20 protein-coding genes are annotated in these 25868 nt (G+C 44.2%); 10 read left to right on the plus strand and 10 right to left on the minus strand.

Going from position 1 to position 25868, the window contains the following annotated elements; all coding sequences use genetic code 11:
- Positions 1 to 44: 44 nt before the first annotated feature.
- On the minus strand, positions 45 to 1310 hold the full coding sequence (locus tag ACF8CV_RS14560; RefSeq protein WP_021822704.1) for a DUF945 family protein: 1266 nt from the start codon (positions 1308 to 1310) through the stop codon (positions 45 to 47).
- A gap of 186 nt (positions 1311 to 1496) precedes the next feature.
- Between ACF8CV_RS14560 and ACF8CV_RS14565 the strand changes: the two genes are divergently transcribed.
- The 3 genes from ACF8CV_RS14565 (at position 1497) to ACF8CV_RS14575 (ending at position 4674) form a co-directional block, all read left to right on the plus strand.
- A complete protein-coding gene (locus tag ACF8CV_RS14565) occupies positions 1497 to 3437 on the plus strand; it encodes an ATP-binding protein (RefSeq protein WP_169615839.1) in 1941 nt (646 codons plus the stop codon).
- A complete protein-coding gene (locus ACF8CV_RS14570) occupies positions 3434 to 3931 on the plus strand; it encodes a response regulator (RefSeq protein WP_140103392.1) in 498 nt (165 codons plus the stop codon). The genes ACF8CV_RS14565 and ACF8CV_RS14570 overlap by 4 nt, the downstream gene beginning before the upstream one ends.
- Before the next feature lie 197 nt (positions 3932 to 4128).
- Positions 4129 to 4674: a hypothetical protein gene (locus ACF8CV_RS14575; RefSeq protein WP_193288917.1), complete on the plus strand. Its 546-nt coding sequence runs from the start codon at positions 4129 to 4131 to the stop codon at positions 4672 to 4674.
- Positions 4675 to 4847: 173 nt separating this feature from the next.
- Here the strand turns inward: ACF8CV_RS14575 and ACF8CV_RS14580 are convergent, their stop codons facing one another.
- Entirely contained in the window at positions 4848 to 5435 is a 588-nt protein-coding gene (locus tag ACF8CV_RS14580; RefSeq protein ID WP_005459593.1) for a TfoX/Sxy family DNA transformation protein, read from the minus strand.
- Positions 5436 to 5805: 370 nt separating this feature from the next.
- Between ACF8CV_RS14580 and ACF8CV_RS14585 the strand changes: the two genes are divergently transcribed.
- From ACF8CV_RS14585 to ACF8CV_RS14605, 5 genes are all read left to right on the plus strand, one after another.
- Positions 5806 to 6726, plus strand: coding sequence for an HDOD domain-containing protein (locus tag ACF8CV_RS14585; protein WP_005483559.1), 921 nt, complete (start codon positions 5806 to 5808; stop codon positions 6724 to 6726).
- 107 nt (positions 6727 to 6833) lie between these two features.
- The gene (locus tag ACF8CV_RS14590; protein WP_005483516.1) at positions 6834 to 7739 is read left to right on the plus strand and encodes a lysine exporter LysO family protein; all 906 of its coding nucleotides are present in this window, start codon (positions 6834 to 6836) and stop codon (positions 7737 to 7739) included.
- A gap of 207 nt (positions 7740 to 7946) precedes the next feature.
- Positions 7947 to 8459, plus strand: coding sequence for a hypothetical protein (locus ACF8CV_RS14595; protein WP_005485575.1), 513 nt, complete (start codon positions 7947 to 7949; stop codon positions 8457 to 8459).
- A gap of 160 nt (positions 8460 to 8619) precedes the next feature.
- Positions 8620 to 10266, plus strand: a complete 1647-nt coding sequence (gene panP, locus ACF8CV_RS14600; RefSeq protein WP_025551080.1) for a pyridoxal-dependent aspartate 1-decarboxylase PanP — start codon at positions 8620 to 8622, stop codon at positions 10264 to 10266.
- A 312-nt stretch (positions 10267 to 10578) separates the two neighbouring features.
- Positions 10579 to 11433: a MurR/RpiR family transcriptional regulator gene (locus ACF8CV_RS14605; protein WP_005483567.1), complete on the plus strand. Its 855-nt coding sequence runs from the start codon at positions 10579 to 10581 to the stop codon at positions 11431 to 11433.
- Positions 11434 to 11498: 65 nt separating this feature from the next.
- Here the strand turns inward: ACF8CV_RS14605 and ACF8CV_RS14610 are convergent, their stop codons facing one another.
- The gene (locus ACF8CV_RS14610; protein ID WP_029809640.1) at positions 11499 to 12737 is read right to left on the minus strand and encodes an iron-containing alcohol dehydrogenase; all 1239 of its coding nucleotides are present in this window, start codon (positions 12735 to 12737) and stop codon (positions 11499 to 11501) included.
- Positions 12738 to 13094: 357 nt separating this feature from the next.
- On the opposite strand from ACF8CV_RS14610, the gene ACF8CV_RS14615 reads away from it, so the two are divergent.
- On the plus strand, positions 13095 to 13361 hold the full coding sequence (locus ACF8CV_RS14615) for a GrxA family glutaredoxin (protein ID WP_005459605.1): 267 nt from the start codon (positions 13095 to 13097) through the stop codon (positions 13359 to 13361).
- 176 nt (positions 13362 to 13537) lie between these two features.
- Positions 13538 to 15220, plus strand: coding sequence for an aspartate:alanine antiporter (locus ACF8CV_RS14620; RefSeq protein WP_005483552.1), 1683 nt, complete (start codon positions 13538 to 13540; stop codon positions 15218 to 15220).
- 84 nt (positions 15221 to 15304) lie between these two features.
- Here the strand turns inward: ACF8CV_RS14620 and fabV are convergent, their stop codons facing one another.
- The 7 genes from fabV to ACF8CV_RS14655 all read right to left on the minus strand — a co-directional run bounded on the left by fabV (position 15305) and on the right by ACF8CV_RS14655 (position 25813).
- Complete coding sequence (gene fabV, locus ACF8CV_RS14625) at positions 15305 to 16507, minus strand: enoyl-ACP reductase FabV (protein WP_020840437.1); 1203 nt, start codon at positions 16505 to 16507, stop codon at positions 15305 to 15307.
- 176 nt (positions 16508 to 16683) lie between these two features.
- Positions 16684 to 18966, minus strand: coding sequence for an acyl-CoA dehydrogenase (locus ACF8CV_RS14630; RefSeq protein ID WP_005495596.1), 2283 nt, complete (start codon positions 18964 to 18966; stop codon positions 16684 to 16686).
- A gap of 82 nt (positions 18967 to 19048) precedes the next feature.
- Complete coding sequence (locus ACF8CV_RS14635) at positions 19049 to 19675, minus strand: TetR/AcrR family transcriptional regulator (RefSeq protein ID WP_005462382.1); 627 nt, start codon at positions 19673 to 19675, stop codon at positions 19049 to 19051.
- Between the two features lie 426 nt (positions 19676 to 20101).
- The gene (gene nhaA / locus ACF8CV_RS14640; protein ID WP_208871018.1) at positions 20102 to 21253 is read right to left on the minus strand and encodes a Na+/H+ antiporter NhaA; all 1152 of its coding nucleotides are present in this window, start codon (positions 21251 to 21253) and stop codon (positions 20102 to 20104) included.
- 330 nt (positions 21254 to 21583) lie between these two features.
- Positions 21584 to 22669, minus strand: a complete 1086-nt coding sequence (locus ACF8CV_RS14645) for a lipocalin-like domain-containing protein (RefSeq protein ID WP_208871031.1) — start codon at positions 22667 to 22669, stop codon at positions 21584 to 21586.
- Between the two features lie 38 nt (positions 22670 to 22707).
- Positions 22708 to 25161 carry an ABC transporter permease gene (locus tag ACF8CV_RS14650; protein WP_208871019.1) on the minus strand — a complete coding sequence of 818 codons (2454 nt, stop codon included), beginning with the start codon at positions 25159 to 25161 and terminating at the stop codon, positions 22708 to 22710.
- Complete coding sequence (locus tag ACF8CV_RS14655) at positions 25142 to 25813, minus strand: ABC transporter ATP-binding protein (protein WP_005462397.1); 672 nt, start codon at positions 25811 to 25813, stop codon at positions 25142 to 25144. Before ACF8CV_RS14655 ends, ACF8CV_RS14650 begins: the two co-directional genes overlap by 20 nt.
- Positions 25814 to 25868: the final 55 nt, after the last annotated feature.

Genomic DNA, 25868 nt, shown 5'->3' on the forward strand with positions numbered 1-25868 from the left:
AACTGAAAACGTCAAATTAACGGAAAGCTCGAATCGTAATCGGCTTATTTCTGCATCAACGCGGGCATTAACAGACCAATCAATGGAAATTCATGACCATTTTCAAACTTAAGCTTGCCTTCACCGATTTGAGCTTTAAGTTCATAACCACCATCGACTTTTTCAATCAACTCCATGATCAAAAGCTCATCAATGCCTTCTTGGATAAATGGATAGTGTTTAACAAGTTCATCTGAGAAGTAAGTACTCAATTCGCCGTTTGTTGCGGTCATCAACTTCATTGGGTCTTGCGTGATATGGTCTGTACCTTGAGGGACAGATAATTGCCACTCGTTGCGGAATTTACCTTCACCAAACGCCAAAGAAAGCTCATTAACTGAAAGCTTAAAGCCCTTACTAAATAGCGTGTCGATGTGAGGCATTAATTCGGACACCTGTTGTTCATCAAGTACTGGTGAGCTTTGATAGATCGACATGATTTGATCGAACGAATTACTATCTACATCTGCAATAGCAAAATTCAACTTAAAGTTATCAACATCAGTGCCATCCGTTAGGCGCATTTTTTGAGCATTAATGTTCAATTGGCTGTTTAGCTTCTCACCGGCTTCGTCATTCGACGTGTTACCGCTGTAGCTCGCCTTTTCAATCAAAAATACCTGTTTAAGCGATGAATCAACCACATCTAACTTTTCTAGAGAAAAGGTTTGTTCACCAAGCCAATAGCCTTTCGCTTGCTTACCCTTACCTTGTCCACTCAGATCATTCAGGTGTAGCTCGTCACCATTTTCAAAATCGACTTGAACCGAAGGAATCGATACTTGGTACTTCAAATCACCGAGCACGGTAACATCGCCAGTCACTTGCGCAGGACTTGTCGAAACCGATACGCCTTGCGCTTCATTGCGATAGTTCCAGCTGTCTAAATCCAACGTAAACGCAGTGTTACCATTAAGCTGTGTTTTGCTATGCATGGTAAGCGGCAGAAAATCATTATCCACCAGCTTAGAGTCTGCTGTCAGGCTAGTTAAGCCATGGCTTACATCACTCGTGACTTCGAACATAATCGGCAAACCATCGCGTTCAAACTGTGTTTTCAGTTCAGGGTCAACCACTGAGTATCGAGTTAATACAACGGAAGAAAGGTAGCCGCGTTGGTATTCAACAACTTCGCCTTTGATCATCTTATCGTTCATATTGGCGATACCGTCTTCAATGATCGACTGACCAATTTGACCAACCGCAAGCGGCCAACACAACGCCAATGAGATTGCACCACCGATGGCGCCTAGTTTTTTTAAGTTTTGCATAACATCACTTTTCAGGTATTTGCGCTCAGTCTACCCGAAACTATTAACGGATAAAACATTGAGATAAATCAGACTATTGATGCTAATTCTAGTCCATTAGTCAGGAATCATACGCAGCTCGCACTCATTACGCCGTTTTATTGATAAAGTTTGCTTGGCCAAGTTTTAACCGGAGCTCAACCACCTGTGAATCGTTACGCTGTATTGTGTCTCGACAATAATCCAATCAGTGCAGAGCAGTTTCGATTGGAACTGTCGGCTTTCTCTAGCAAGTTTGATATTTTTTCTGTCGAGTCGATAGAAGAAGCGCAAAGCGCGTTGGAATATCTTGAAGAAAGAGAACAAACTGTCGCGTTAGTGATCGCCAGCCATCACGCGCACTTTAATGGTGTGGATTTTCTCATTGGGCTGGACAAAACACCGCACACAGAGCGCGCTCGTAAAATTCTCATCAGTTGCTCTTCAGATATTGACGCGATACTCACGGCCGTCAATGAAGGTCGTTTGGATCATTGTTTGACCAAGCCTCTACCAGATAACGTCCTTTTTAATACGGCTCAAAAAGAGCTGACGCAGTTTATCTTACGTAATTGCAAAGAAGACTTGCTCAGTTATAGCCAAATCTTGGACCAGCACAAATTGCTACGTGCTCATATCGAAAATCAGATGAGCAATTACCAAGCCGGTTTCTTACACGACTATCACTCGATGTCTGATAATGAACTGGCAGAACAAGTAATCTCTGCCTTGCAACAATTTTTCAAAGAAAATGACGAAACAAAAGCTTGTCGAACCTACTCTCCTGAGCATTTGCTGACGGTTGAAGGGGAACCTAACAGCTTTTTATGGTTCATAACCAGCGGAGAAGTGGCGCTTTACAAAAGAGACGAACAAGGTATGCAACGAGAAGTGGTTCGCCATACCAAAGGGAACATTGTCGGCGGCATGTCATTTGTAACTGGGGAATGCTCCTTTTCTACTGCACTTACGCTTACCGAAACAAAAGTAATTAAACTTGATAGAAATGTGTTCCGTAAAGTAATGCAGAGTGACTCAAACCTTCTCCCTCTATTTACGAACTTACTTCTTCGTCATTTCAATCGCCGATTACAGAGAAGCATCAACACAAAATTACAATTGCAGAAAACACTCGAGTCACTTGAATCTGCTCATCAACAACTGATTGAAAGAGAAAAAATGGCCATGCTCGGCCAGTTGGTTGCGGGAGTGGCCCATGAGCTGAACAACCCAATAGCTGCGATTTTGCGTGGTGTAGAAAACCTCACTCATACCCTCGAAGGGCTATTAACTCAACTTCCGACAGCAGAAGTACAAATCAAAGGCGTTCAGCTTCTAACCAGAGCTCAAACCGCCAAGCCAGCCTCGACTGCGGAACTGCGCTCACGCGTCAAAGAGCTCAACAGCACGTTACCTGATCGTGCCATTGCCAAAAAAGTCGTCAATTTAGGCCTAGAGAGCGATTCCGAACTCGTTTCCCAGCTCGCCAAGAAGAAAGACAATGCCTCCTCTACGCTAGAGACGTTAGAACAATACCATCAAGCAGGTGCTTCTCTCCGTTCTATCAATGTTTGTGCCGCTCGCATCGCTGACATGGTGAAGAGCCTAAAAGGCTACGCGAGATCTGATGATGAACGCATGCACTACGCCGATATCCATGAAGGCATCGAAGACACTTTAGTGATTTTCGAAAACAAGCTAAAGGTACATCAAGTTTCAACAGATTACGCCCCACTTCCGCGTATGCTTTGCCAACCTATTGCATTGCAACAAGTATGGACCAACCTAATATCCAATGCGATTGACGCCTTTCCTGAAAAAGGGTCGTTAAAAATACAAACGAGAGAAGTTGACAAAAACCAACAGCGTTATGCCGTGATTTCATTTGAAGATAATGGATGCGGTATTCCGGATTCGCAGAAAAAAGCAATTTTTGAACTCAACTTTACAACCAAAAAAGAAGGCAACTTTGGCTTAGGTATTGGACTGTCTATTTGCCAACAAATCGTTGCAGCACACAAAGGCTGGATTGATGTTCAATCGGAACTCAATGCCTTTACTTGTATGACCGTCTGGTTACCAGTCATTGAAGAAGGAGATGAAACATGACTAAGTATCTGATTTTATGTGTCGATGACGAACGAGAAGTCTTGGATAGTGTCCTTCAAGATTTAGCACCATTCGAAGAACATTTCATCGTTGAAGGCGCAGAGTCCGTTACGGAAGCAAAGCAAGTGATTGAAGACATGGCGGAAGAAGAAGTTCAGCTTGCGCTGATTTTGTGCGACCACATCATGCCAGAACAAACGGGCATCAGCTTTCTTATAGAACTGAGTCAAAATGGTGACACCAAAGCAGCAAGAAAAGTACTCCTAACCGGGCAAGCGGGTCTTGAAGACACCGTTGAAGCGGTAAACCATGCTAGCTTAGATTATTACATTGCCAAGCCTTGGAAAGGTGAGGATCTAAGACAAGCAATTACATCCCAGCTAACAGCCTTTGTTATTGAAAATGATGACAATTTGTTGTCTTGGACGACGATTCTCGATTCAGAAGCAATCTTGAATGCAATGGCAGATCGCAGAGCTAGCTTCGGAGAGTAATAGTTGAGAGTAGCTCTCTAACAACTAGTGGCGCGCTTTTTGCTTTTGTTACGTCACCATTAAGTCAATTGACAAAACCTCGACACATTTTTGTTGGTCGTAGACCTTCGTTTTTATTATGATGTCGGACAAATCAGATTACGGTTCAAGCATTTGCCTGAATCCATGGAAATAAAGAACAAGGTTTATCGTTAGTTATGCGTAAAACACTATTAGCCGCTGCCCTATTAATGGCATCAAGCCATGCCCTAGCCGCAGACCGCAACGCGCCTGCAACTATGAGCAACTTTAGCTACGATTATTTCGAAGCTCGTATCGGCGCAAGCCCTGTGACATTTGGTGCTGGCTTCAGCAAATCTATTCACCCGAATGCGCACGTTATTGCTCGTATCGACTCTGAGTTTGATAGCGACTTTGATTCTGCTGCAGGTTTTGGCTTTCACTCACCGCTAAACAACTGGGCAGACCTTACAGGTGAAATGCTAATGCGTGTGGTTCAGCCAACAAGCTCAAGCAGCACAGATGTTGGTATGGAGCTAAACCTAGGCGTTCGCCAATGGCTTGGTCCTCAACTTGAAGTGGGTGGTAAAGTTGGTTACGTTTCAATCGACAACGATGATGATTGGACAGGTTCTGCTTACGCACGCTTCCATTCAACAGAGCTTTTCTCTCTTGGTGCTGAAGCTCGCATCAACGATTTCTACGGTGATCAAATCATGCTCACTACACGCTTCAAGTTCTAATTGGCGTGAAAAAAGCAAAACCGAGGCAATTGCCTCGGTTTTTTTATTCATAAAATGACTAACTCAAATGAAGTGGTCAAAAACATCAACATCCCTTTTCTGCTTTTAACACTTACTTTTCTGACTCGCTAACTCCATTAGAAACGAGTCAATCATTGTGTGGTTCAGTTGCCTTATTCACACAGTGCCAGTAACTGTTTTTTGCGCGGCTCTTGGATTAGTTTCCAGTGCACACCATCAATGGCACCAGCGAACTTCCACAGCAGTTTAACGTCAACATCATTGCCGTAAGCAACTCTTACTTTGTTGAACACTTCAACTGGACCAAGTTCCAAAAAGGTTTCAACATCATCAATACCCGCCTTTTTAACCATGCGCTCTAATGTAAGCTGCATGTTCGGTAGATCTCTCAAACGTTTACTTGCAGAAGACTTTTGGTATTTTCGCTCCTTAATTGAGCAATCAATAGATTTGCGTAACAAATCGTCAAGGCCAGTAAATCCGGACTCAAATAAATCGGTTACGTCATAATAGTTTACAGTAGCCGTCGTCTGTTTTTTGACGTGCTTGTATTTTTCACAATTAAGCAGAGTAAATTCTTCGTCTAAACCATTACCGCCGCGCAAATAACAGCAATCATTGCTGACAAGCGCAAACATGGCGTCATCGCTAAACAAGCCGATACCACCAAACATAGAACGTTTCTGATACTCATTAAAATTGCGTACATATTTAAAAAAAGCTTGGTCTGTCATGTCCATTGACCTCTTTAATCTGAATAAATTACCCCGATTAGCGATGTCACCAGATAAACAGCAGCTTGTAGCGAATTTAAAATGTCGATTTGTTGGCGATATTTTTGTGAGTTGTGCTCACCAACTTGCTTAATCATACTTAACGTTGAAAAATAAGTTAGGACATAGGTCACATATAAAAAAGTATAAATTCATCATACGTGATTAGTTTCACACTTATTGGGTATTTAGCGATATTTTTTTGACGCATGGCGTGCCAAAAACCACGCATCGTTATGATCCGTATACCATTTATAGAGAACTTAGTACGCATTTCATTGATAATGTTCTTCGGGTAAGGGTACACTGTACGAAAGTTCTCTAACACCACGTCACAATGGAACATCTATCATTTTTTTGGCTACCAAATAACAAAGATAAGCTTATACAAGCGCTTGAATCTGAATTCGCCCAATTGGTCGAACAATCCATATCTACCGGTAAAATTTCGTTACCACCCATCCCCGATGTAGTCATCAAAATTCAAAAACTTTGTATAGAAGAAAACACCACGGTTTCTGATGTCGCAAATTGCCTTTTAGAAGATCCAGGGTTAGCTGCTATTGTGATTCGCGTAGCCAACTCGGTGATTTTTAACCGAAGAAACATTACTTGTAGTGATTTAACTACCGCCGTCTCTCGTTTAGGTATCTTCCGCGTCCGAGACATCGTGACCGCACAAGCTATCGAGCAATTGAAACACGCGGTCAATCTGAGTAAAGAGTGTAATGACATACTGGTAAAAAGTGCGGCCGTCTCTCGAGAGCTTGGCGCCACGATGGTGCTGGTCGTACAAGAATTCCACAAACACGAGCCTTCTGTTTACACACATCTAGAGCTGGAAAAGGCACTTCTAGTTGGTTTATTGGCCGATATTGGCTTGTTCTGCCTCATTAACGAATATCACCTGTATCTGGATAGTGGCAATTACCTCGACCCTGATATCGCATTGCAAATCTTCCAAACTCGCTGCTCTGCAACCAGTAAGTTGGTGCTAGAACGCTGGGGGTTCGACAACGATTTTCGAGAAGTCTCTTCAAACGAAAAGTTTGTTACCGCTCGTCCAGAAGTCAGTTATTTAGACATTGCTCGAATTGCAAACCACTTATTGATGTTCCGCAATCAAGACGAACGTATTGATGAACATGAAGTGGAATTCAATTTAACAGGTGCAGAGGTCTTGTATGACCTAAGCAATATGAGTGATACTGACTTTCAAAACGAAATCAACGCAGTACTCAGTGCTAGCGGCTTGTAATTAAGTTAACTAACGTCATCCACGATAAACATTAAACTCAAGGTCGAGTGTTGTTTTGTCAGTGGCTTTTGTCTCCGGCTTGTCTCACTAAGGAATTATCAAGTTTTATGTTCTCAGGGATGCTATTCATTTTTGCCCCTCTTGTTGTGGGGTACTTAATTCCTATTTCTCGCGCAGCTTTACTAGAGAAAATTAACCAATCAACTTCATACCTTATTTACGTCATTCTTTCGTTGATGGGTTTAAGTTTAGCTGCCTTAGACAACTTGAGTAGCAACTTGCAGAGTATACTACTGTACGCTGGTACTTTTTTCGTCTGCTTGAGTGTATGTAACTTACTCGCTCTGCCAATAATCGATAAGATTATCCCGTTACAGACCAATCACAACCAAAACAAGCTTCCACTTTCTTCTATGGCATTAGAATCAGTAAAACTGATTGTTGTCGTTGGTGGAGGCTTAATTGCTGGTCTCATTTTGCCGATAGGTCTGGAGTGGGTAGATACCGCGAGCGAATGGATCCTCTTCCTTCTGCTCTTTTTCATCGGCATTCAACTCAGAAACAGCGGTTTAACTCTGAGACAGATCTTGCTCAACAAACAAGGCATGGCGATTGCTGCCATTGTTATCGCCACTTGTATGCTCGGCGGCGTTATCGCTTCTGTGATTTTAGACTTACCACTTTATCAAGCATTAGCGATGTCTTCCGGATTTGGCTGGTATTCATTAGCAGGCATTTTGATGGGCGACGCATTTGGTCCTGTGTTTGGTGGGGCGTCTTTCCTTATCGAACTCATGCGTGAGTTGATAGCGCTGGTCGCGATCCCACTCTTTATCCGTAGCTACCCTTGTACAGCTATCGGTTATGCGGGCGCAACTGCGATGGACTTTACATTACCTGTGATTCAAACCACAGGTGGCGTCCGCTGCGTCCCTGTCGCTATTGTTAGTGGTTTTATCTTGAGTTTACTTGTGCCCGTTATGATGCTTTTCTTTGTATCACTTGCTAGCTAGATCTCAGGTTTTATCTTTAACATCCATTACAATACGGCAAAAATTTAAATACCCAGTTAACGTTAAATTGGTCAGTACACTGACAACTTATTAATTTGAATTTTGTTATTTAGCCCAACGATTTATACAACAAATCCAATTGATAAGAGCAACATCATTCGATGCGCTTTGACGTTAATGAAGGGATAACAACCAGAAGGAAGAAGAATGAAACGCTTTGTCGTTGCAGCGCTCCTCGCTACAAGCTCAACTTTTACGTTTGCCGCAGATCAACAGTGTCTTGCTAACAAGTACGATGGCTATGTCGATGCTTCACTACAATGGTATCAAGATCTTGTTGATTTAACGGTCTCCCAATATCCTGACTTAAAAGAAGTCAGCCAGTGGTTCTTAGATGGTCGCAAACACCACTTTGAACTTAATCGTGAGGCTGTTCATTACTTTCTTAAAAATGATCCAAGCCGCGTAGCAACAGAACAACCTATCGAAGCTTGGTTGAAATTAGAGCAACACGATGTCAAACAGCTTGCAAGTCGCAGTGATGATTTAGGTGAAGCCGCTAAGAAAACATTTAGTGATCGTCAATCAACCAATCATCCGAAAAACTACGAACTTCGCTCAGCGTTTGCTGATTTGTTAAGTCACCCTCAACAAATTGACTCAGCACTCAACAAGTACAACCAATCGATTGAGAAGCTTGAAAAACAAAAGTGTGACTAATCTCTAACTGACTCTAAAACCTCCGGTTTAGAGCGATTAGATATGACCACGCTTTCATTTCAGTAACATGGGTTTCAATAATTAAAACGGGACTTTGCGCCCGTTTTAGTTTAGATTGTGCCGCTCGCATTACCAAAATAACTACAAATGATTCTTTGCCATGGTTAAGGAACAAAAAACCGCTGACGTTAGCTTTGAGAGCTTGCTAAAGATCTTCACCGTACCTGAAGGTCCTGATTCTACGTTGACAAAAATTGACGAAAGTCTCTCCCGAAACTTGAACCAATTTCTTCGTGAACACATCGTGGCAGAAGAAAAGCCTTTACGTGAAATCGAGAAAGACTTTTCTTCTGCTCAGATTCCTGAGCAACCTGAATTCGTGTCAGATCACACCGAGCACCTGCTAGACACGTTAGTGTCGCACTCGGTTCACACTTCAGCCCCAAGTTTTATCGGTCACATGACCTCGGCGCTACCCTACTTCTTGATGCCTTTGTCCAAGATCATGATCGCGCTAAACCAAAACTTGGTTAAGATCGAAACATCAAAAGCATTCACACCTCTTGAACGTCAAGTTTTAGGGATGTTACACCGATTAATTTACGGTCAAAACGACAAGTTTTATCGTAAATGGATGCACAGCGCGAACCATTCACTTGGTGCGTTTTGCTCTGGTGGCACAATCGCGAACATTACGGCACTTTGGGTTGCACGCAATAAAGCGTTGAAAGCAGATGGTGATTTCAAAGGGGTAGAAAAAGAAGGTCTATTCAAAGCCATGAAGCACTATGGCTACGAAGGCCTTGCAGTTCTGGTTTCTGAACGTGGTCACTATTCACTGAAAAAAGCAGCAGACGTACTTGGCTTAGGTCAAGAGGGTTTAGTCGCGGTGAAAACCGATGCAAACAACCGTATTGTTGTTGACGACCTAAAAGCAAAAATTGCCGAGCTTAAAGAACAAAACATCAAACCAATTGCGGTTATCGGTGTAGCTGGCACAACAGAAACGGGGAACGTCGATCCTCTGTCGCAGATCGCTCAAGTGTGCCAAGAGCACAATTGTCACTTCCATGTAGATGCCGCTTGGGGTGGTGCAACGTTGATGTCTAATCATTACCGTCACCTTCTCGAAGGTGTTGAACTGGCTGACTCAGTAACTATCGACGCGCACAAACAACTGTACATCCCTATGGGTGCAGGCATGGTGTTGTTCAAAGACCCAGACGCGATGAAATCCATTGAACACCATGCGCAATACATCTTACGTAAAGGTTCAAAAGACTTAGGTAGTCATACGCTAGAAGGTTCTCGCTCAGGTATGGCCATGTTAGTGTATGCGGCGATGCACATTATTAGTCGCCCAGGCTACGAACTATTGATCGATCAAAGTATCGAGAAAGCGCGCTACTTTGCTGACCTCATCAAACAGCAAGATGACTTCGAACTCGTTTCTGAACCGGAGCTTTGCCTACTGACCTACCGCTATCTACCGCCATTGATTCGTGAAGCGCTAGATAAAGCGGAAGGGACTCAAAAGGAAAAACTAAACGAGCTCATCAACCAGCTCACGCAGTTTATCCAGAAGCGTCAACGTGAAACGGGCAAATCGTTTGTTTCTCGTACAAGACTGAACCCTGACCAATGGCAAAGAATGAACACCATCGTATTCCGAGTGGTACTTGCCAACCCATTGACGACCAGAGATATCTTGAGCTCAGTACTGGACGAACAACGCGAAATCGCCAAACAAGCACCAAGTTTGACAGCAAAAATCGAAGAAATGGTCTCAGATATTTTAGGCGTGTAAGCCTAAGAATGAGTTACATCAACTTGAAAATTTCTTTCTTTTTGATGTAACTCAAACATCATTCTCGTGCGACTGGCGCAACAAAACTACGATTCCACATTCAATTCTGTAGTTTTTACAACATTTTGTTTGAGGCCTGTCAAATTCTCACTAAATAGTAACCGTATTTGGTTTAGCCAGATTGAAGATCAGGTTTATACTGAAACTATGGCGCTGGTAGTTTTCGTTAACGCCCCTCTCTAACTTAGAAACCGATGTGTTTCCACCCGTTAACAGAGCCAGCGAGTTGTTCTCTATACCCTCGTGAACACTATGAATACATTAGAAAAAATTCAAAAAAACCTGGAGAATTTCAGTAAGTCAGAGCGCAAAGTTGCAGAAGTAATTATGGCGTCTCCACAAACTGCGATTCATTCTAGCATTGCAACGTTAGCAAAAATGGCTGACGTGAGTGAGCCCACTGTAAACCGCTTCTGTCGCCGCCTGGATACCAAAGGTTTCCCGGATTTTAAACTTCACTTAGCTCAGAGCCTTGCTAACGGTACGCCATATGTAAACCGTAATGTGGAAGAAGATGATGGCCCAGATGCATACACGCATAAGATTTTCGAATCGACAATGGCGTGTTTGGATGTTGCTAAAAATAGCCTAGACCCGATGCAAGTAAACCGTGCGGTTGACTTGCTGACTCAAGCAAAACGTATTTCTTTCTTTGGTCTTGGTGCGTCTTCATCTGTTGCTCGCGATGCTCAAAACAAGTTCATCCGTTTTAATATCCCAATTACTTGTTTTGAAGATATTGTCATGCAACGCATGAGCTGTATTAACTGCAGCGACAACGACGTGATTGTTCTCATTTCTCATACTGGTCGCACGAAAAGCCAAGTTGAAATTGCGAATCTGGCTCGTGAGAACGGTGCAACTGTCATCGCTATCACTGCGAAAGATTCTCCATTAGAGAAAGCAAGTTCACTGGCTATCACTTTAGATATTCCTGAAGATACGGACGTATACATGCCAATGGCAAGCCGTGTCGTTCAAATGACCGTTATCGACGTATTAGCCACAGGCTTTACACTTCGCCGAGGTACAGGTTTCCGCGAAAATCTAAAACGCGTGAAAGATGCCTTAAAAGACAGTCGTTATGACAAGCTAAGTCAGTACTAAGCATTGATTAAGGGGAGCCAATTGGCTCCCCTTTTTATTTCTTCTCGCAACGACTTTACTTGTATTTACTCGTTCACACTTGATAAATCGCTTCTCGATTCCAATACCTCTACTGAACTCATGTGCGGCGTGGTTTCTGCAGCGCAATCTCCGCTGCAATCGCACACTTGTTTTAGTATGAACACCAAACGCTCCTGATTAAGAGGTAAAGGGTTACCTTTAATCGCAACAGACTTAAGCGCATCGTTTGCTACCTGTTCAAACGAAGTTTGGCAAACACCAAACTTACCAAGCAATGGCAACTCTAGCCTATCTAACACCATCTTGACCCAAAGCACGCCGTCATGTTCATTCGCATTCGCTCTGTCCGTGACAAGTTGAGCCAGTTTTCGATAACGATTGATCACATCATTTCTGCCCGCTTGCTTTGCTGCATTGATGTTTTCTTGCATCACATGAGGTGCTAAACGTGCAGTTATCACACTGTGCGGAGCATCAAGTTTCCCACCAAGTGCAGAGGCTAACCCATGAGCAGCGCCCAATTTAGCGTTAGTGATCGCCATCCCTCCAAGCAAAGCCGCAAAAGATAAATCCGAACGAGCCTTATGATTATCCTGCTTGCAGCCTGCAATCACTGATCGACTCAATCGACGAAGCCCTTCTTCGCATACCATGTCAGTGAGAGGATTCGGCTCGCCGCACACATAAGCTTCCATCAGATGCGTAAATGCATCCATAGCGCCTCGTCCAGATGTGTATTGATCAGTCCCATAAGTCAATGTTGGGTCGACAATCGCAACGTCAGCGAACATGTCCGGACTTCTTAAACTTACTTTTACTTTGTCCTGCCCAGACTTAAGAACGGCATTTCTAGTCACTTCTGAGCCAGTACTCGCAGTTGTGGGAATCGCGATGAAGTGAATCGGTTTTGCTTTGAGAGGAACGTTTCTTCCAACTACTTCCACATAATCGTAGACATTACCCTGATTGGGAATGATTGCGGCCAATGCCTTGCCCATGTCGATGACGCTACCACCGCCGATCGCGATGACCATATCAGGTTGAAATTTTCGCCCGAGCACCGCCGTTTCTTCCACCATCGTAATGTTGGGCTCCCCATTGATGGCGACGTGCTGATAACGCATATTTTGAGCTTTGAGATAATTGATGATGGGCGTGGCGCGCTGAGTCTCTTTTCCCGTCACGAGCAAGACGCTATACCCAAATTGATTGATAACTGATAGTGAAGATTGGAGCGCTCCTTCACCGAAAATAATCCGTGTTGCAGTCATAAACTGAAACATACACTTCCTCCCCAAAACGACAACTTTTAATAGATTGCTATGGTTTGCGTTAAAAAAAGTTGACCAAATCCACCTTGCCATCAATAACCCTTCAAAAAGTATGTTTTTATGCGTCACTTCACATAGTTACCATGTCATTTTTAAGGCTTATTTTTGTCCGATTAAGCGGTTATTTACGTCTTTTGGTTTAAAGCTCGTTTAGTTTTTATCCGATAGATTTCGCCTATAGATACAAGAGGTAATTGCTGCTTTATTTCCGTATCTGGATAAGGCATAGTTACTTCAACAAAAGAGAGCGCACCAAGCCTCTATGTTTGTACGCTTTCAAAAAAGAATAGATTTAGGAGAAATAAGAATATGTTCGTTGTTATTTTTGGTCGTCCTGCATGTCCTTACTGTGTTCGCGCTAAAGAACACGCAGAAACACTAAAAGCTAAACGTGATGACTTTAACTACCGTTACGTTGATATCCAAGCTGAAGGCATTTCTAAAGCAGACCTTGAGAAGACAGTTGGCAAACCAGTTGAAACTGTTCCTCAAATCTTCATCGACCAAGAACACATCGGTGGTTGTGACGATTTCGAAGCTTACGCGAAAGAGCATCTAGGTCTATTCGACGAGTAATAAGCATTAGATTTTTTAAAAGCCGCATGATGCGGCTTTTTTATTATTTTTCAGCTTGTTACTTCCCTAAGTCAACTAATAGCAAAACCTAAAAAAATTCACTTATCTTTTTGCTATATTTAGTTACAATTTGCAGTTCTAAACTTTTTTTGGCACACACTTTACCGAGCCACACAGTGAACATAGACGTCGTACAACTTCTCGATCAAAACCCCATTCTTCTAATCTTCGTCGTATTAGCCATTGGCCTTGCCATCGGAAAAATTCGCTTTGGAAACCTACAGTTAGGTAACTCTATAGGTGTTCTAATTACCTCGCTGATCATGGGTCATTTAGGCTTTTCCTTCAACGCTGAAGCGCTAACCATCGGCTTTATGCTTTTTATCTATTGCGTTGGCATAGAAGCTGGACCTAACTTTTTTGGCATCTTCTTTAGGGACGGTAAACACTACTTCATCCTCAGTATGACCGTGCTTGTCGCTGCAGTGAGCTTAACTTACGGTTTAAGCCACTACTTTGGCCTCGATTTCGGTCTTTCTGCCGGTATGATGGCAGGAGCATTGACGGCGACACCTGTTCTAGTTGGTGCTCAAGATGCTTTGAACTCAGGTCTTGCGACAATACCGCGCAATATGGATTTTTCTTTGGTATTAGAAAATCTATCCGTAGGTTACGCGATGGCTTATCTGATTGGTCTGATCAGCATGATCATGTTCGCTAAGTTGCTACCAAAGTTACAAAAGCAGAACCTTTCAGACTCTGCTCAACAAATCGCTCAAGAGCGTGGCCTTGGTAACTCAAGCCAGCGCAAAGTTTATCTACCTATTATTCGCGCATATCGAGTTGGCCCGGAGCTTATCGATTGGACAGACGGCAAAAACTTACGAGAACTTGGTATTTATCGCCAAACGGGTTGTTACATTGAGCGTATTCGCCGTAATGGTATTCTCGCCCACCCTGATGGTGATGCGATTTTGCAAGAAGGCGATGAAATAGCACTGGTAGGCTTCCCTGACAGCCACGCTCGTTTGGACCCAAGCTTCCGCAACGGTAAAGAAGTGTTCGACCGTAACCTTCTCGATCTGCGTATTGTGGAAGAAGAGATTGTCGTTAAGAGCGACGCGATTGCCGGCAAACGTCTATCTGATTTGAACCTGTCTGAGTTCGGTTGTTTCCTTAACCGCGTAGTTCGTGCGCAAATCGAAATGCCAATGGATTTAGACATTGTTCTTGCCAAAGGTGATGTACTTCAGGTGAGTGGCGAGAAGAGTCGTGTACATGGCCTTGCTGAGAAAATCGGTTTCATCTCGATTCACAGCCAAATGGCCGACTTATTGGCGTTCTGTAGCTTCTTTATTCTTGGCATTATGTTTGGCCTAGTGACCATGACATTTGGTCAAGTGTCGTTTAGCTTAGGTAATGCAGTAGGCCTTTTGCTGTCAGGTATTACACTAGGCTTCCTTAGAGCCAACCACCCTACTTTCGGCTACGTACCACAAGGCGCGTTAAACATGGTCAAAGATCTTGGTTTAATGTTCTTTATGGTCGGTATCGGTTTGAGTGCTGGTGGCAAGATGTTCGAGCATTTGACTCAAGTTGGCCCACAGGTGATTGGTCTCGCGTTTATTGTCAGTGTCGTGCCTGTTGTGATTGCTTACCTTGTTGGTGCATACATTTTGAAGATGAACCGCGCATTGCTATTCGGGGCGATCATTGGCGCACGTACTTGTGCACCGGCGATGGATGTTGTAAACGAATACGCGAAGTCGACGATTCCAGCTCTTGGTTATGCGGGTACTTATGCGATAGCCAACATCCTGATGACGCTAGCTGGTACGATTTTGATAATTTTGAGTTAACCGGTTTGAGTTTAATGAAACGGCTCAATCATCAAATACAAAAAAGGCGCTCAATGAGCGCCTTTTGCATATCTTTCCAATCAATTAGATTTGAATGAAGTCTGTCTCTACTGCTGGATTTACGTCAGCGTCGTAGTCAACACCTTCGACACCAAAACCGAATAGCTTCAAGAACTCTTCTTTGTACTCAACGTAGTCAGTTAGCTCTTTTAGGTTTTCAGTTGTAATTTGTGGCCATAGCTCACGACAGTGTTGTTGGATATCTTCACGCAGTTCCCAGTCATCCAGACGTAGACGGTTCATATCATCCACTTCTGCTGCGCTGCCATCTTCTTTGTAAAGACGTTGGCTGAACATGCGGTAGATTTGCTCCATACAACCTTCGTGTACACCTTCTTCACGCATCTTCTTGAATACCATTGCGATGTAAAGAGGCATAACCGGAATTGCAGAGCTTGCTTGAGTAACAACTGACTTAAGTACAGCAACATTTGCGCTGCCGCCAGTTGCACCCAGTTTCTCGTTTAGCGCTTTTGCCGCACGGTCTAGGTCCATTTTAGCTTTACCTAGCGCGCCATCCCAGTAGATTGGCCACGTTAGTTCAGTACCGATGTAGCTGTAAGCGACTGTCTTACAACCTTCCGCTAATACACCAGCGTCAGAAAGTGCATTGATCCAAAGTTCCCAGTCTTCACCGCCCATTACGGTTACTGTGTCTTTGATTTCTTCTTCTGTCGCAGGCTCAACGCTTGCTTCAATGATTACGTCTTTGTTGGTATCAACCGCTGTCGATGTGTAAGTCTCACCGATAGGTTTAAGAGCTGAACGAATAAGCTCACCTGTTTCTGGCATTTTACGCACTGGTGAAGCCAGTGAGTAAACCACCATATCAACCTGACCTAGGTCTTCTTTGATCAGATCAATGGTTTTCTGTTTCGCTTCGTTTGAGAAAGCATCGCCGTTTAGGCTTTTAGCGTATAGGCCTTCTTCACGAGCAAGCTTTTCAAAAGCTGCCGCATTGTAGAAGCCTGCCGTACCAGGTTTCTTCTCTGTGCCTTCTTTTTCGAAGAACACACCGATAGTTGATGCGCCGCCACCAAATGCCGCAGCGATACGAGAAGATAGACCGTAGCCACTTGAAGCACCAACGACAAGAACGCGTTTAGGCGCGTTTTTGATTGGGCCTTGCGCTTTTGTGTAAGCAATTTGTTCTTTTACGTTAGCTTCACAACCAACTGGGTGCGTTGTAGTACAGATAAATCCACGAATTCTAGGTTTGATGATCATATTCAACTTCCTTTAAAAAACCTTGTTAGGATAAAAGTTTCGCTCGAAGTTCGCATCTAATTTCTGTAAAAATGCTTCGAAAATGCAAGTGGTTGGAGCACTATCTCTCCTTGTAACGAATAAAAGACACAAAAAAGCACCTCTAGGAGGTGCTTTTCATTACCGAGGTTCACTCATTAGGCTGCTGGATTCAAGTGTGATTTTTTCGGGCTATCAGTACGAACTTCAGAGAAATCATGACTGAAGTGGTCTACTTGAATAGCTTTGTAACGAAGTTGGTCAGCAGCAGTGATCTTTTCAACCTCTTGCTCTGTCAACACACCAGCGTCAAGTGCTTGCTGTAAGCGATCTTGCAGAAGACCTTTACGAGCCACTTTGCCATCTTTCGCTGCTTTCATTAGCTTACGCTCCAATGGTTTGACGTCGTACATGGCTAGGAAGGCATTTTCCATCAAACCTACGCTATCATTTTCGGATTTGCCGATGTAACACAAGTGGGTTAAACGGTCACGCTGCACGCCTGGGGTCATCATGGCTTCAGCAATGCTGACACTTAACTCATCACTTGGTTTGTCGAAGTGATTCCCTAGTGGAAATAGCAAGCCTTTCAACACGCCACCAACATATTTCACTGGGAAGTTTGCGTACGCTTCATTCAGCGATTTAGCCGCGTTGTGCAAACAGTATTGGACAGCGTAATGCACGAAGTTTAAATCGCCTTGCTGACGCCCTTCATCTTCGTATTTTTTCAGCGTCGCGGATGCCATGTACAGGTAGCTCAAACCATCACCCAAACGTGCAGAAATCATCTCTTTACGCTTCAAGTCACCACCTAACGTCAACATGGCAAAATCGGCGCTTACTGCTAACGCTCGGCTCAGGCGGGTGATGTCTTTATAATAGCGCTGAGTTGGACCACTCATATTCGCTTTCACAAAGCGCGAGCCTGTTAGTGCTGCACCTAGCGCACCAAACGTATTCCCCATCGCATGACCAATATGTTTGAACAATAGAGAATCGAACTCTTTCGCACCCTGCTCTGAGTCTGGATTCGCCGCCGCTTCCATCTCTTTAAGCACATATGGATGACAACGTGTCGCACCTTGACCAAAGATCATCAAGTTACGCGTTAGGATATTTGCACCTTCAACTGTAATCGCAACAGGAATACCCAAGTAGTGTTTCGCAAGATAGTTCATTGGACCATCTTGAATCGCACGACCTGCGTGAATATCGAACGAGTCGTTCAAAATCGTACGTGCAATTTCAGTCATGTGGTATTTGGCAATAGCCGTAACAATGCCAGGTTTCTCTTTCATATCGAGAGAGGTAGTCGTCAACGTACGCGTTGCTTCCAAAAGATAAGTCAGACCGCCAATACGGCCCATCGCTTCTGCTACCCCTTCGAACTTACCGATAGACATACCAAACTGCTTACGTACGTATGCATAAGCGCCAGTGGTTCTGGTTGTCAGGTGGCCGATTGCAGTACCAAGTGCTGGCAGTGAAATACCGCGGCCAGCAGACAAACACTCAACCAACATACGCCAGCCTTTGCCCGCGTAATCTGAGCCACCGATGAGCCAATCCATTGGAATGAAAACATCTTCACCACGAGTCGGACCATTCATGAAAGCAGAACCAAGTGGATCGTGACGCTCACCAATTTCAACGCCGTCATGGTCAGCAGGAATGAGCGCACAAGTAATGCCTACGTCTTTCTTATCGCCGAGTAAACCGTCTGGGTCCTGCAGCTTGAAAGCTAGACCAAGAACAGTCGCAACAGGTGCAAGTGTGATGTAACGCTTGTTCCAGCTAACTCGAACACCAAGCACCTCTTCGCCATCGTGCATGCCGTAACACACCACACCCTGGTCAGGAATGCCGCCCGCATCTGAACCTGCTTCCGGTCCAGTCAAAGCAAAACAAGGAATGTCCGTACCATCAGCAAGACGTGGTAACCAGTAATCTTTTTGCTCCTGAGTGCCGTAGTGAGAAAGAAGCTCACCTGGCCCCAACGAGTTAGGAACCATTACCGATACCGCAACACTAATACTGCGCGTTGCAATACGAGACACAATCGTTGAGTTTGCCAATGCAGAAAACTCACGGCCACCGTACTCTTTCGAGATAATCAGTGAGAAGAAACGTTCTTTGCGCAAGTATTCCCACACCTCCGGTGGCAAATCACGATCTTCTTTCACGATTTTTTGATCGTCTAGCATGTCTAAGAGCGTTTCAAGTTCATTATCCATAAACGCTTGCTCTTCAGCTGTTAACGTCGGCGCTGGGTAATGGTGTAGCGTCGTAAAGTTTGGCTTGCCAGAAAACAACTCGGCATCCCACCATACACTACCGGCTTCCATCGCTTCTTTTTCTGTACTCGACAGCGGAGGAAGAACTTTCTTAAACACTTTAAATGCTGGGTCACTAATCCATTTTCTTCGTAGAGAGCTCATAGTTCAGATCCTTTTGTTCACGTCACCGCTTGCGGCTAATCCTTATTATTGGTTTCACTTTTTACTTGTCGTTATCGAGCGACTATTTCGCCGACATACCAGCGGACAAGTAAGGAATCAGTAAATCGACGACAGATTTCACATCGATTTCTTTTTCAAATTTGCTTTCTGCCAGCTCAGTCAAAGCTTGACTTGAGGCCATCGTAAATACGCACGTTCCCAACGTGAAATGTAATCGCCAAAACAACAACTCTTCCGTCAACTCTGGGTTTGCTTTCATGATTGAGAAAGTAAACAAATTCAATACTTCTGAGTATCGAGTGCTGATAAACCAACGCAAATGTCCTTGTACATCGGTGTAACCTCGACCAATCAACAACATAAATAGTGCAGTACCATTTGGTCTAACATCATTAAGTGTACGCAGTGGTAAACGTAATGATTCAAACACTTCATCCATGTTGTAGCTTTCGCGGGTATTCAACTCAATGAGAGACGCCTTTATGCTCGGCATCAGTGCTTCAAGGTATCGGTCTAATACCGCGCGCACTAACGTCTTTTTGTCACCAAAGTGATAATTCACCGATGCAAGATTCACATTTGCTTTGCCTGTAATGGTTCTTAGCGACGTATCATTGAAACCATATTCAGCAAAAAGTCCTTCTGCGACATCGAGTATTTTTTCTTTTGTTGTGCTTCTCGGGGCCATTTTAATCACTCGTATTAAACAACTGTTTGAAAATATACTCCCGAAACTTTAGATTAACAAATGATTAACATCACATTTCCAGACATTGGTCGGACCACGAAGTAGATAAGCCACTTAAAAGAATGAATTTGAAACGAATAAATTCAGTGAAAAATTTTTTGAAAAAAAATGGAACTGTTCTGAAATAGCTCGGTCTGAATAGATGTAACAACTAGGGCATTTAAAGTTTCACTGGCCGTCAAACTTGTTTCAATCTAATTGTTACGTTGCTGCTTTTTTCTTATTAACTCCTATGTTTGTATCCGCCCAGTCAACTTTTCGGCTGGGCTTTTTTTCGCCTGTCGATCAGGCTTAATCTAACGCTCTTCAAAAACAAAAAGCCTCCCAAGTGGGAGGCTTTGAGTTAAAAATCAGTTAAATACGAAGTTAGTCTTGCGCTTTCTTTGGTAATGAGAAATGCAGTAGAGCGTAACCAAGTACCGCCGCAGTAGTTGAGCCCATCAAAATACCTAATCGAGCGTATGTATCAAACTCAGGGCTTACATTACCGAACGCCAGTGAAGAGATAAAGATCGACATCGTAAAGCCAATACCACACAACACTGATACCGCGAAGATATGCTTGAAGTTTATACCCTCTGGTAGCTTCGCAACGCCCAGTTTCACAGCTGCCCAGCTAAAGCTAAAGATGCCTAGAGGTTTACCAATCAATAGACCTAGTGCAATACCTAGAGGCAGCATTGAAGTTAGGCCAGACATCGATACGCCTTCTAGCGAGATACCTGCGTTCGCAAATGCAAACAGAGGAAGAATACCAAATGCAACATAAGGGTGAAGAGCATGCTCCATGTGTTTCAGTGGAGAGTGTTCGCCCTGCTTTCCTTTCAGCGGAATCGCGAAACCGATCACTACACCTGCCAATGTTGCGTGCACACCAGACTTAAGTACAGCAAACCACAAAATAGCACCTACAATCATGTACGGTGTTAGCTTGGTGACTTCTTTCGCGTTCAGCATGAACAGTACACCTGTCATGACGAAGCCGACAAGCAATGCCATTGAAGAAAGATCACCGGTGTAGAACAGAGCAATGATGACTACAACACCTAAGTCGTCAATGATCGCAAGAGCCAACAAAAATACTTTTAGACTCACTGGTACGCGCTTACCAAGTAACGCCATGATACCCAGAGCAAATGCAATGTCTGTCGCCGCAGGAATTGCCCAACCAAAGATCGCTTCAGGGTCATTTGCATTAAAAGCAACGTAAATAAGTGCCGGAGCCAACATACCACCGACCGCAGCAATTGCAGGGAAGATGGCAGTTTCTTTCGATTTTAGCGCGCCTTCAAGCAGCTCGCGCTTTACTTCAAGGCCAATAAGTAGGAAGAACACAGCCATCAGGCCGTCGTTGATCCAATGAGAAACAGACATACCAAATACATAAGTATGCAGTAGAGATTGATAAGTTTCGCCCAGTGGTGAGTTTGCAATGGTCATCGCAATTGCCGCTGCAATCACGAGAAGAATACCACCTGCGGATTCCATTTTGAAAAAGTCACGGATGACATCGTTCATGGTTTCGTCCTTATATTTATTATCTTAATAAACGATTAACAAAGAATGATAAGAGTGTATAGCTGCAGAAAATTTTAGAATAATCGCTTGTTCAGAGTATAAACTTCGATTTTTCCGAGGTTATCTTCATTACTCATCGTATTTTTCAACAAACTATTGAGACGAAGTAAGCCTTCTCGCCTCCTCTTGTCTATCCAGTTATTAACCAAGATCGTTATTAAAGTAGCATAAGATGATGTCTCACTTCACGGTAAGTCTGTGATTTTTTAGACAGAACTAACGTGCTTCAGACACAAAAAAGCCACTTTACTAAGTGGCTTTCGATAGATTTTAGTAGCCGGTGAGCTGCATAAAGCCCCACGCTTCGTTGGAGCCAGAAGCCAAGATTGGACCTTCCCAGTAAGGGATAACAAATGGCAACCACATATCGGATTTTATGATACGAGTCGTCAAATTAATTTTGTGTTCAGGTACATTGATGATCCATTGCAATGGTAAACGTCTGCCATTCGACAGGCTTGTTACCTGCATTGGCGTAATCGAGACCTCTTTCTCTGATAGATTGACCACTTTTCCCGAACGGGTCGATAGCGTACCGAAAATATGAGGCGTCTGACCGTGGTGACGGTAACGGCTAACCGTTAACGCACGTCCATCATCCAAGTTAAAGACAAACCAATCCCAACCTTGTTGGCCTTGGCCGATTAAGCCACTGCCCCATTCTTTTTGCGTCCAGGCTGAGCCTGTTACGGGGATGAGGCGACCATTTAAGTTCAACCTACCTTTTACATTAAGAAACGGTGCGCTAAAGCTAAACGACGCCACAGATTGCAGTGCATGTTTAACTTGAAAGCCTTTGTCTCCATTTACCACAAACGGCCCGCTTGTCATGGTATTCAGTTCGAGTCCGAATGTGTCCGTTGTAACATTGAGGTTGCCTGGAAATGGTGTAGAGCCTAATGAGCGCCAAGTCCAGTTATCTATCCATAAACGGAATGGTCGGTTTGTCATGCCAGCTTGACCAATACCACCGCGCGCAACACGCTGTTCTTTCCACACATGCGAACCATGGCTCACGACAACATGTGAAATGTACAGTTGCGGGTTTTGCCAACCGCTGGTTTCTCGTTCATCGGTGGCGACGCGAAAATAGCTCCACTGCACGTTGTAAGTGCGACCTTGCTTATCTTGCAGCTTTGCAAAGTAGTTCCACCATTCATGTTGATATTCAGGATGGAAGCGAAAGTCTGAAGGCAATGAGACATGCTCGTCCGGTAAAACCGGCTCAAAAATGGTTTTATTTTCTCGCGTCAGTACCGAATTGATTTCGTTTTCTTGGGTAGCAGTAGGCTCTAGCCAAAACGTTGAATACAACGTCGCTCCAGTCAACATGGCAAAAACGACTACGATCAGCATCGAAGCAAAAACGCGTTTTTTAGAGTTTTGTTTTTCCACTACAACGCATCCCTCAACGACTTCATTGGCGTACTCTTAATCATTCGAATTACGGGTAACGCCCCGGCGATCATAATCGCGAGCATTGCCCAAGCGATAGTTTGTGCATATTCCCAAGGAATGGTTTGCAGTTCGAGTGACCAACCAAAAGATTGTTTAATGATGATATCAACAATTAGGTGGGCCAAGGCCAATCCTAACGGTACTGCTATAATCGCAGAAATGGCACCAAAGGCGAACAGTTGCAAGCCCCCTAGGGCAACCAGCTCTTTGCCAGAAACACCCATGCATCTCAGCAGCGAGAAGTGTCTTTGACGAGAGAGTTCTCCTGCTAGGGTTGCAAAGAAAAGACCAAATACAGCAATGATAAGAGTAATGTTGCCTAGCGTGCCAGCGATGGCGAACGTGTGATCAAATACTCTCATGGCTTGATTGTAGATATTGCTGTTGTCGAATACGCGGTCTTGTGGCAATCGGAAGACATTTTCTAAACGATTCTTCAACCCTTCTCCATTCACGCTGTCTTTCAGCAATACGCCTAACCCTACGTTACCCGTTCCGGCAAACGCATAAAGCCAGTTTCGGTGTGACATCATCACTTGGTTGTATGGGTTGCCATAATCGTAGTACACACCCACGACTTGCCAACCTTCACCCAGTGGCGCTTGCAGATCAATGTAATCGCCCGGACGAATATCCAGTTTGAGAGCCATAGATTCACTGACCATCAAGCTCTTAGTTTGATGCAGCTGATACCAGTAGTTTGGAACACCCAGCTTAACCGTTAGCGAATCTAGCTCCCCTTCAGAAGGGCCTGTGCTGACCACTTGCAACGCGCCATGCTCGGTAGGAACATCTTTTTCCCAGCGCCACCAAACCGATTCAACTTCTGGCTGATCTTGTAACCATGCGCTCATTCGCCCAGCCGAGTTGTTTGTTGGATAAATATAGATATCTGCGGCCAAGCGTTGGCTTAACCATTTGTCAGTGGTGTCTCTAAAGCTACCCACCATGGTCTCAACACCAATATTAGCAGCGAGTGCCAACATAAACGCCATCGTTGCGACACCACGATAGCTCATGCTTGCCGCCGCATCAGCAAAGAACCAACGCACACGAACCCAGCGTAACGTGTATGAGAAGCTTTGGAACATGTGCCACATCAAAAATGGCATGAATAGAGCCACACTCACCAACATCAATGCGATAATGGCAAAACCCGTCTCTTGCGTTTTAGGTGCTTGGTAAACCGCAACCGCGGCTACACAGAAAGCACATGCCGCCAATGCTTGCCAAGAAAACTCTCTTCCAGCAAAGCGCATTAACGATAAACGCGAAGACAAACGAATTGGTTGCGATTTCAACAATCGAATCAGTGGCCACAAACAGGAAATCAAAGCGCCCATCGCCGACATAATCAAACTGTATAAACTCGACTGCCACGACCAACCGATAGTAAGGCCAACGTTGGCGTCATATAGATCGCTCAAACTGGAAGATACTGCAGGGATCAACTCGTTCGCCAACATGAGTCCAAAGAAGTTACCGCAAGCCCAAGCGACCAAAACGAGGATCGAGAGCTCAAGTAATAGCGCTTGCGCCAATTGGGTTCCATTCACACCGGTTTGACGCAAAATGCCGACTAATCGCTGACGCTGAATAAAAGACAATGACATCGCTTGATAGAAGATGAACAGTCCAACCAAAAACGACAACATCCCCATCGCGGTTAGGTTCATGTGGAATGCTTTGGTCAAAGATTCAAGCTCAGTACGAGTGTTTCGTACCAAGGTCATGCCATTTGGCAGTATGTTTTTTAATGCGATCAGTTTTTCTTCTGGCATCTCGCCACATGAAATCGCTGAAAGGCCCGAGCTTCGCTTCAACATTCTTAATAAAGAAATGTCGGTAACTAAACGTGTACCTGATAAGAGCTTGTTTTGATCCACTTGGACAGGGCCAAGACGACTGCCGTCATTCAACTCAATAAAGTCGCCGTCTTGCCAGTTCATGTAAGACGCCAAATCTTGACTGATCAAGATCGGATACGGCGGCTTCATCAAGGAGAGAACGGGCATCTCATTAAGTGACTTGCCGTGCTGAAGGGGGATCATTGCGACAGGATCGATGCCAACGAGCATCAAGTTCATGTCCGTTTTGGCATCCAGATGAAGGACGTCAAAAGGCGAACATTGGTTGAAACCAGCACGGCGCAACTGAATGTAAAACCCTTGAGGAATTTTATTTGCAGAATGTTTGGTACGAATTCGGTAAGGAAGAGGGTTTGAGAAAAGCTTCTCACCTGTTTCGTAACTCTGCTTCGCATGTTGGTTGATAGAAGTAACACCAACGAGAAGCGAAACACCAAGCGTTAAGCCTAACCAGACGAGAATAATTTGCAGTGGGTAACGACGGTAATGACCGAGTAGTGCCTTAACTACGGGCCATAACATGCAGTTGCCCTCCTTGAAGACGAATTTTCCCTTCCATGTGTGCCGCAACTTTCTCACTGTGCGTCACTAATAACAAGGTGCAGTCCAATTGGCGTGCAAGACTGGTCAGCAAACGCATTACCGCTTCCGCATTTCGCTCATCCAAACTTCCCGTTGGTTCATCGGCAAGCAGAATTTTGGGTTCCATGTACAACGCGCGCGCAATCGCAGCACGTTGTTGCTGGCCACCCGACACTTCTTCTGGATAGCGTCCTAATAAAGGCATGAGATCCAGAGCCGAAAGAATTTGACGCCAGAGACCTTTATCTTCCGGTAACCCTTTTAGTTGACGGCAAAAACGGATGTTATCGGCGATGTTCAAAGTAGGAAGAAGGTTGAATTGTTGGAAGATGTTACCAATATTGTTGCGGCGGTAGAGCGTTCTTAAGTGTTCTGGAGCATCATGCATCGCAAAGTTTGGAAACTGAACCTCGCCTGAATCGGCGGTATCTAAACCAGCAATGACGTTCAGCAACGTACTTTTACCAGAACCACTTTCCCCCATCAGAGCGACTTGCTCACCTTGCTGTAATGTTAATTCTGCCCCTTGTAGCACAGGATGAAACTCTCCCCCGTCTACATAGCCTTTACATAGGTCTGACAGTTTTAACATTGATTTTGCCGCTCAAATGGTGTTTAAAAATTGGGATCAGAATCTACACTAAAAT

Origin of the sequence: Vibrio sp. zbq_1 (assembly GCF_043102935.1) — a bacterium.
In the GTDB taxonomy this organism is placed as follows: Bacteria; Pseudomonadota; Gammaproteobacteria; order Enterobacterales; family Vibrionaceae; genus Vibrio; species Vibrio parahaemolyticus.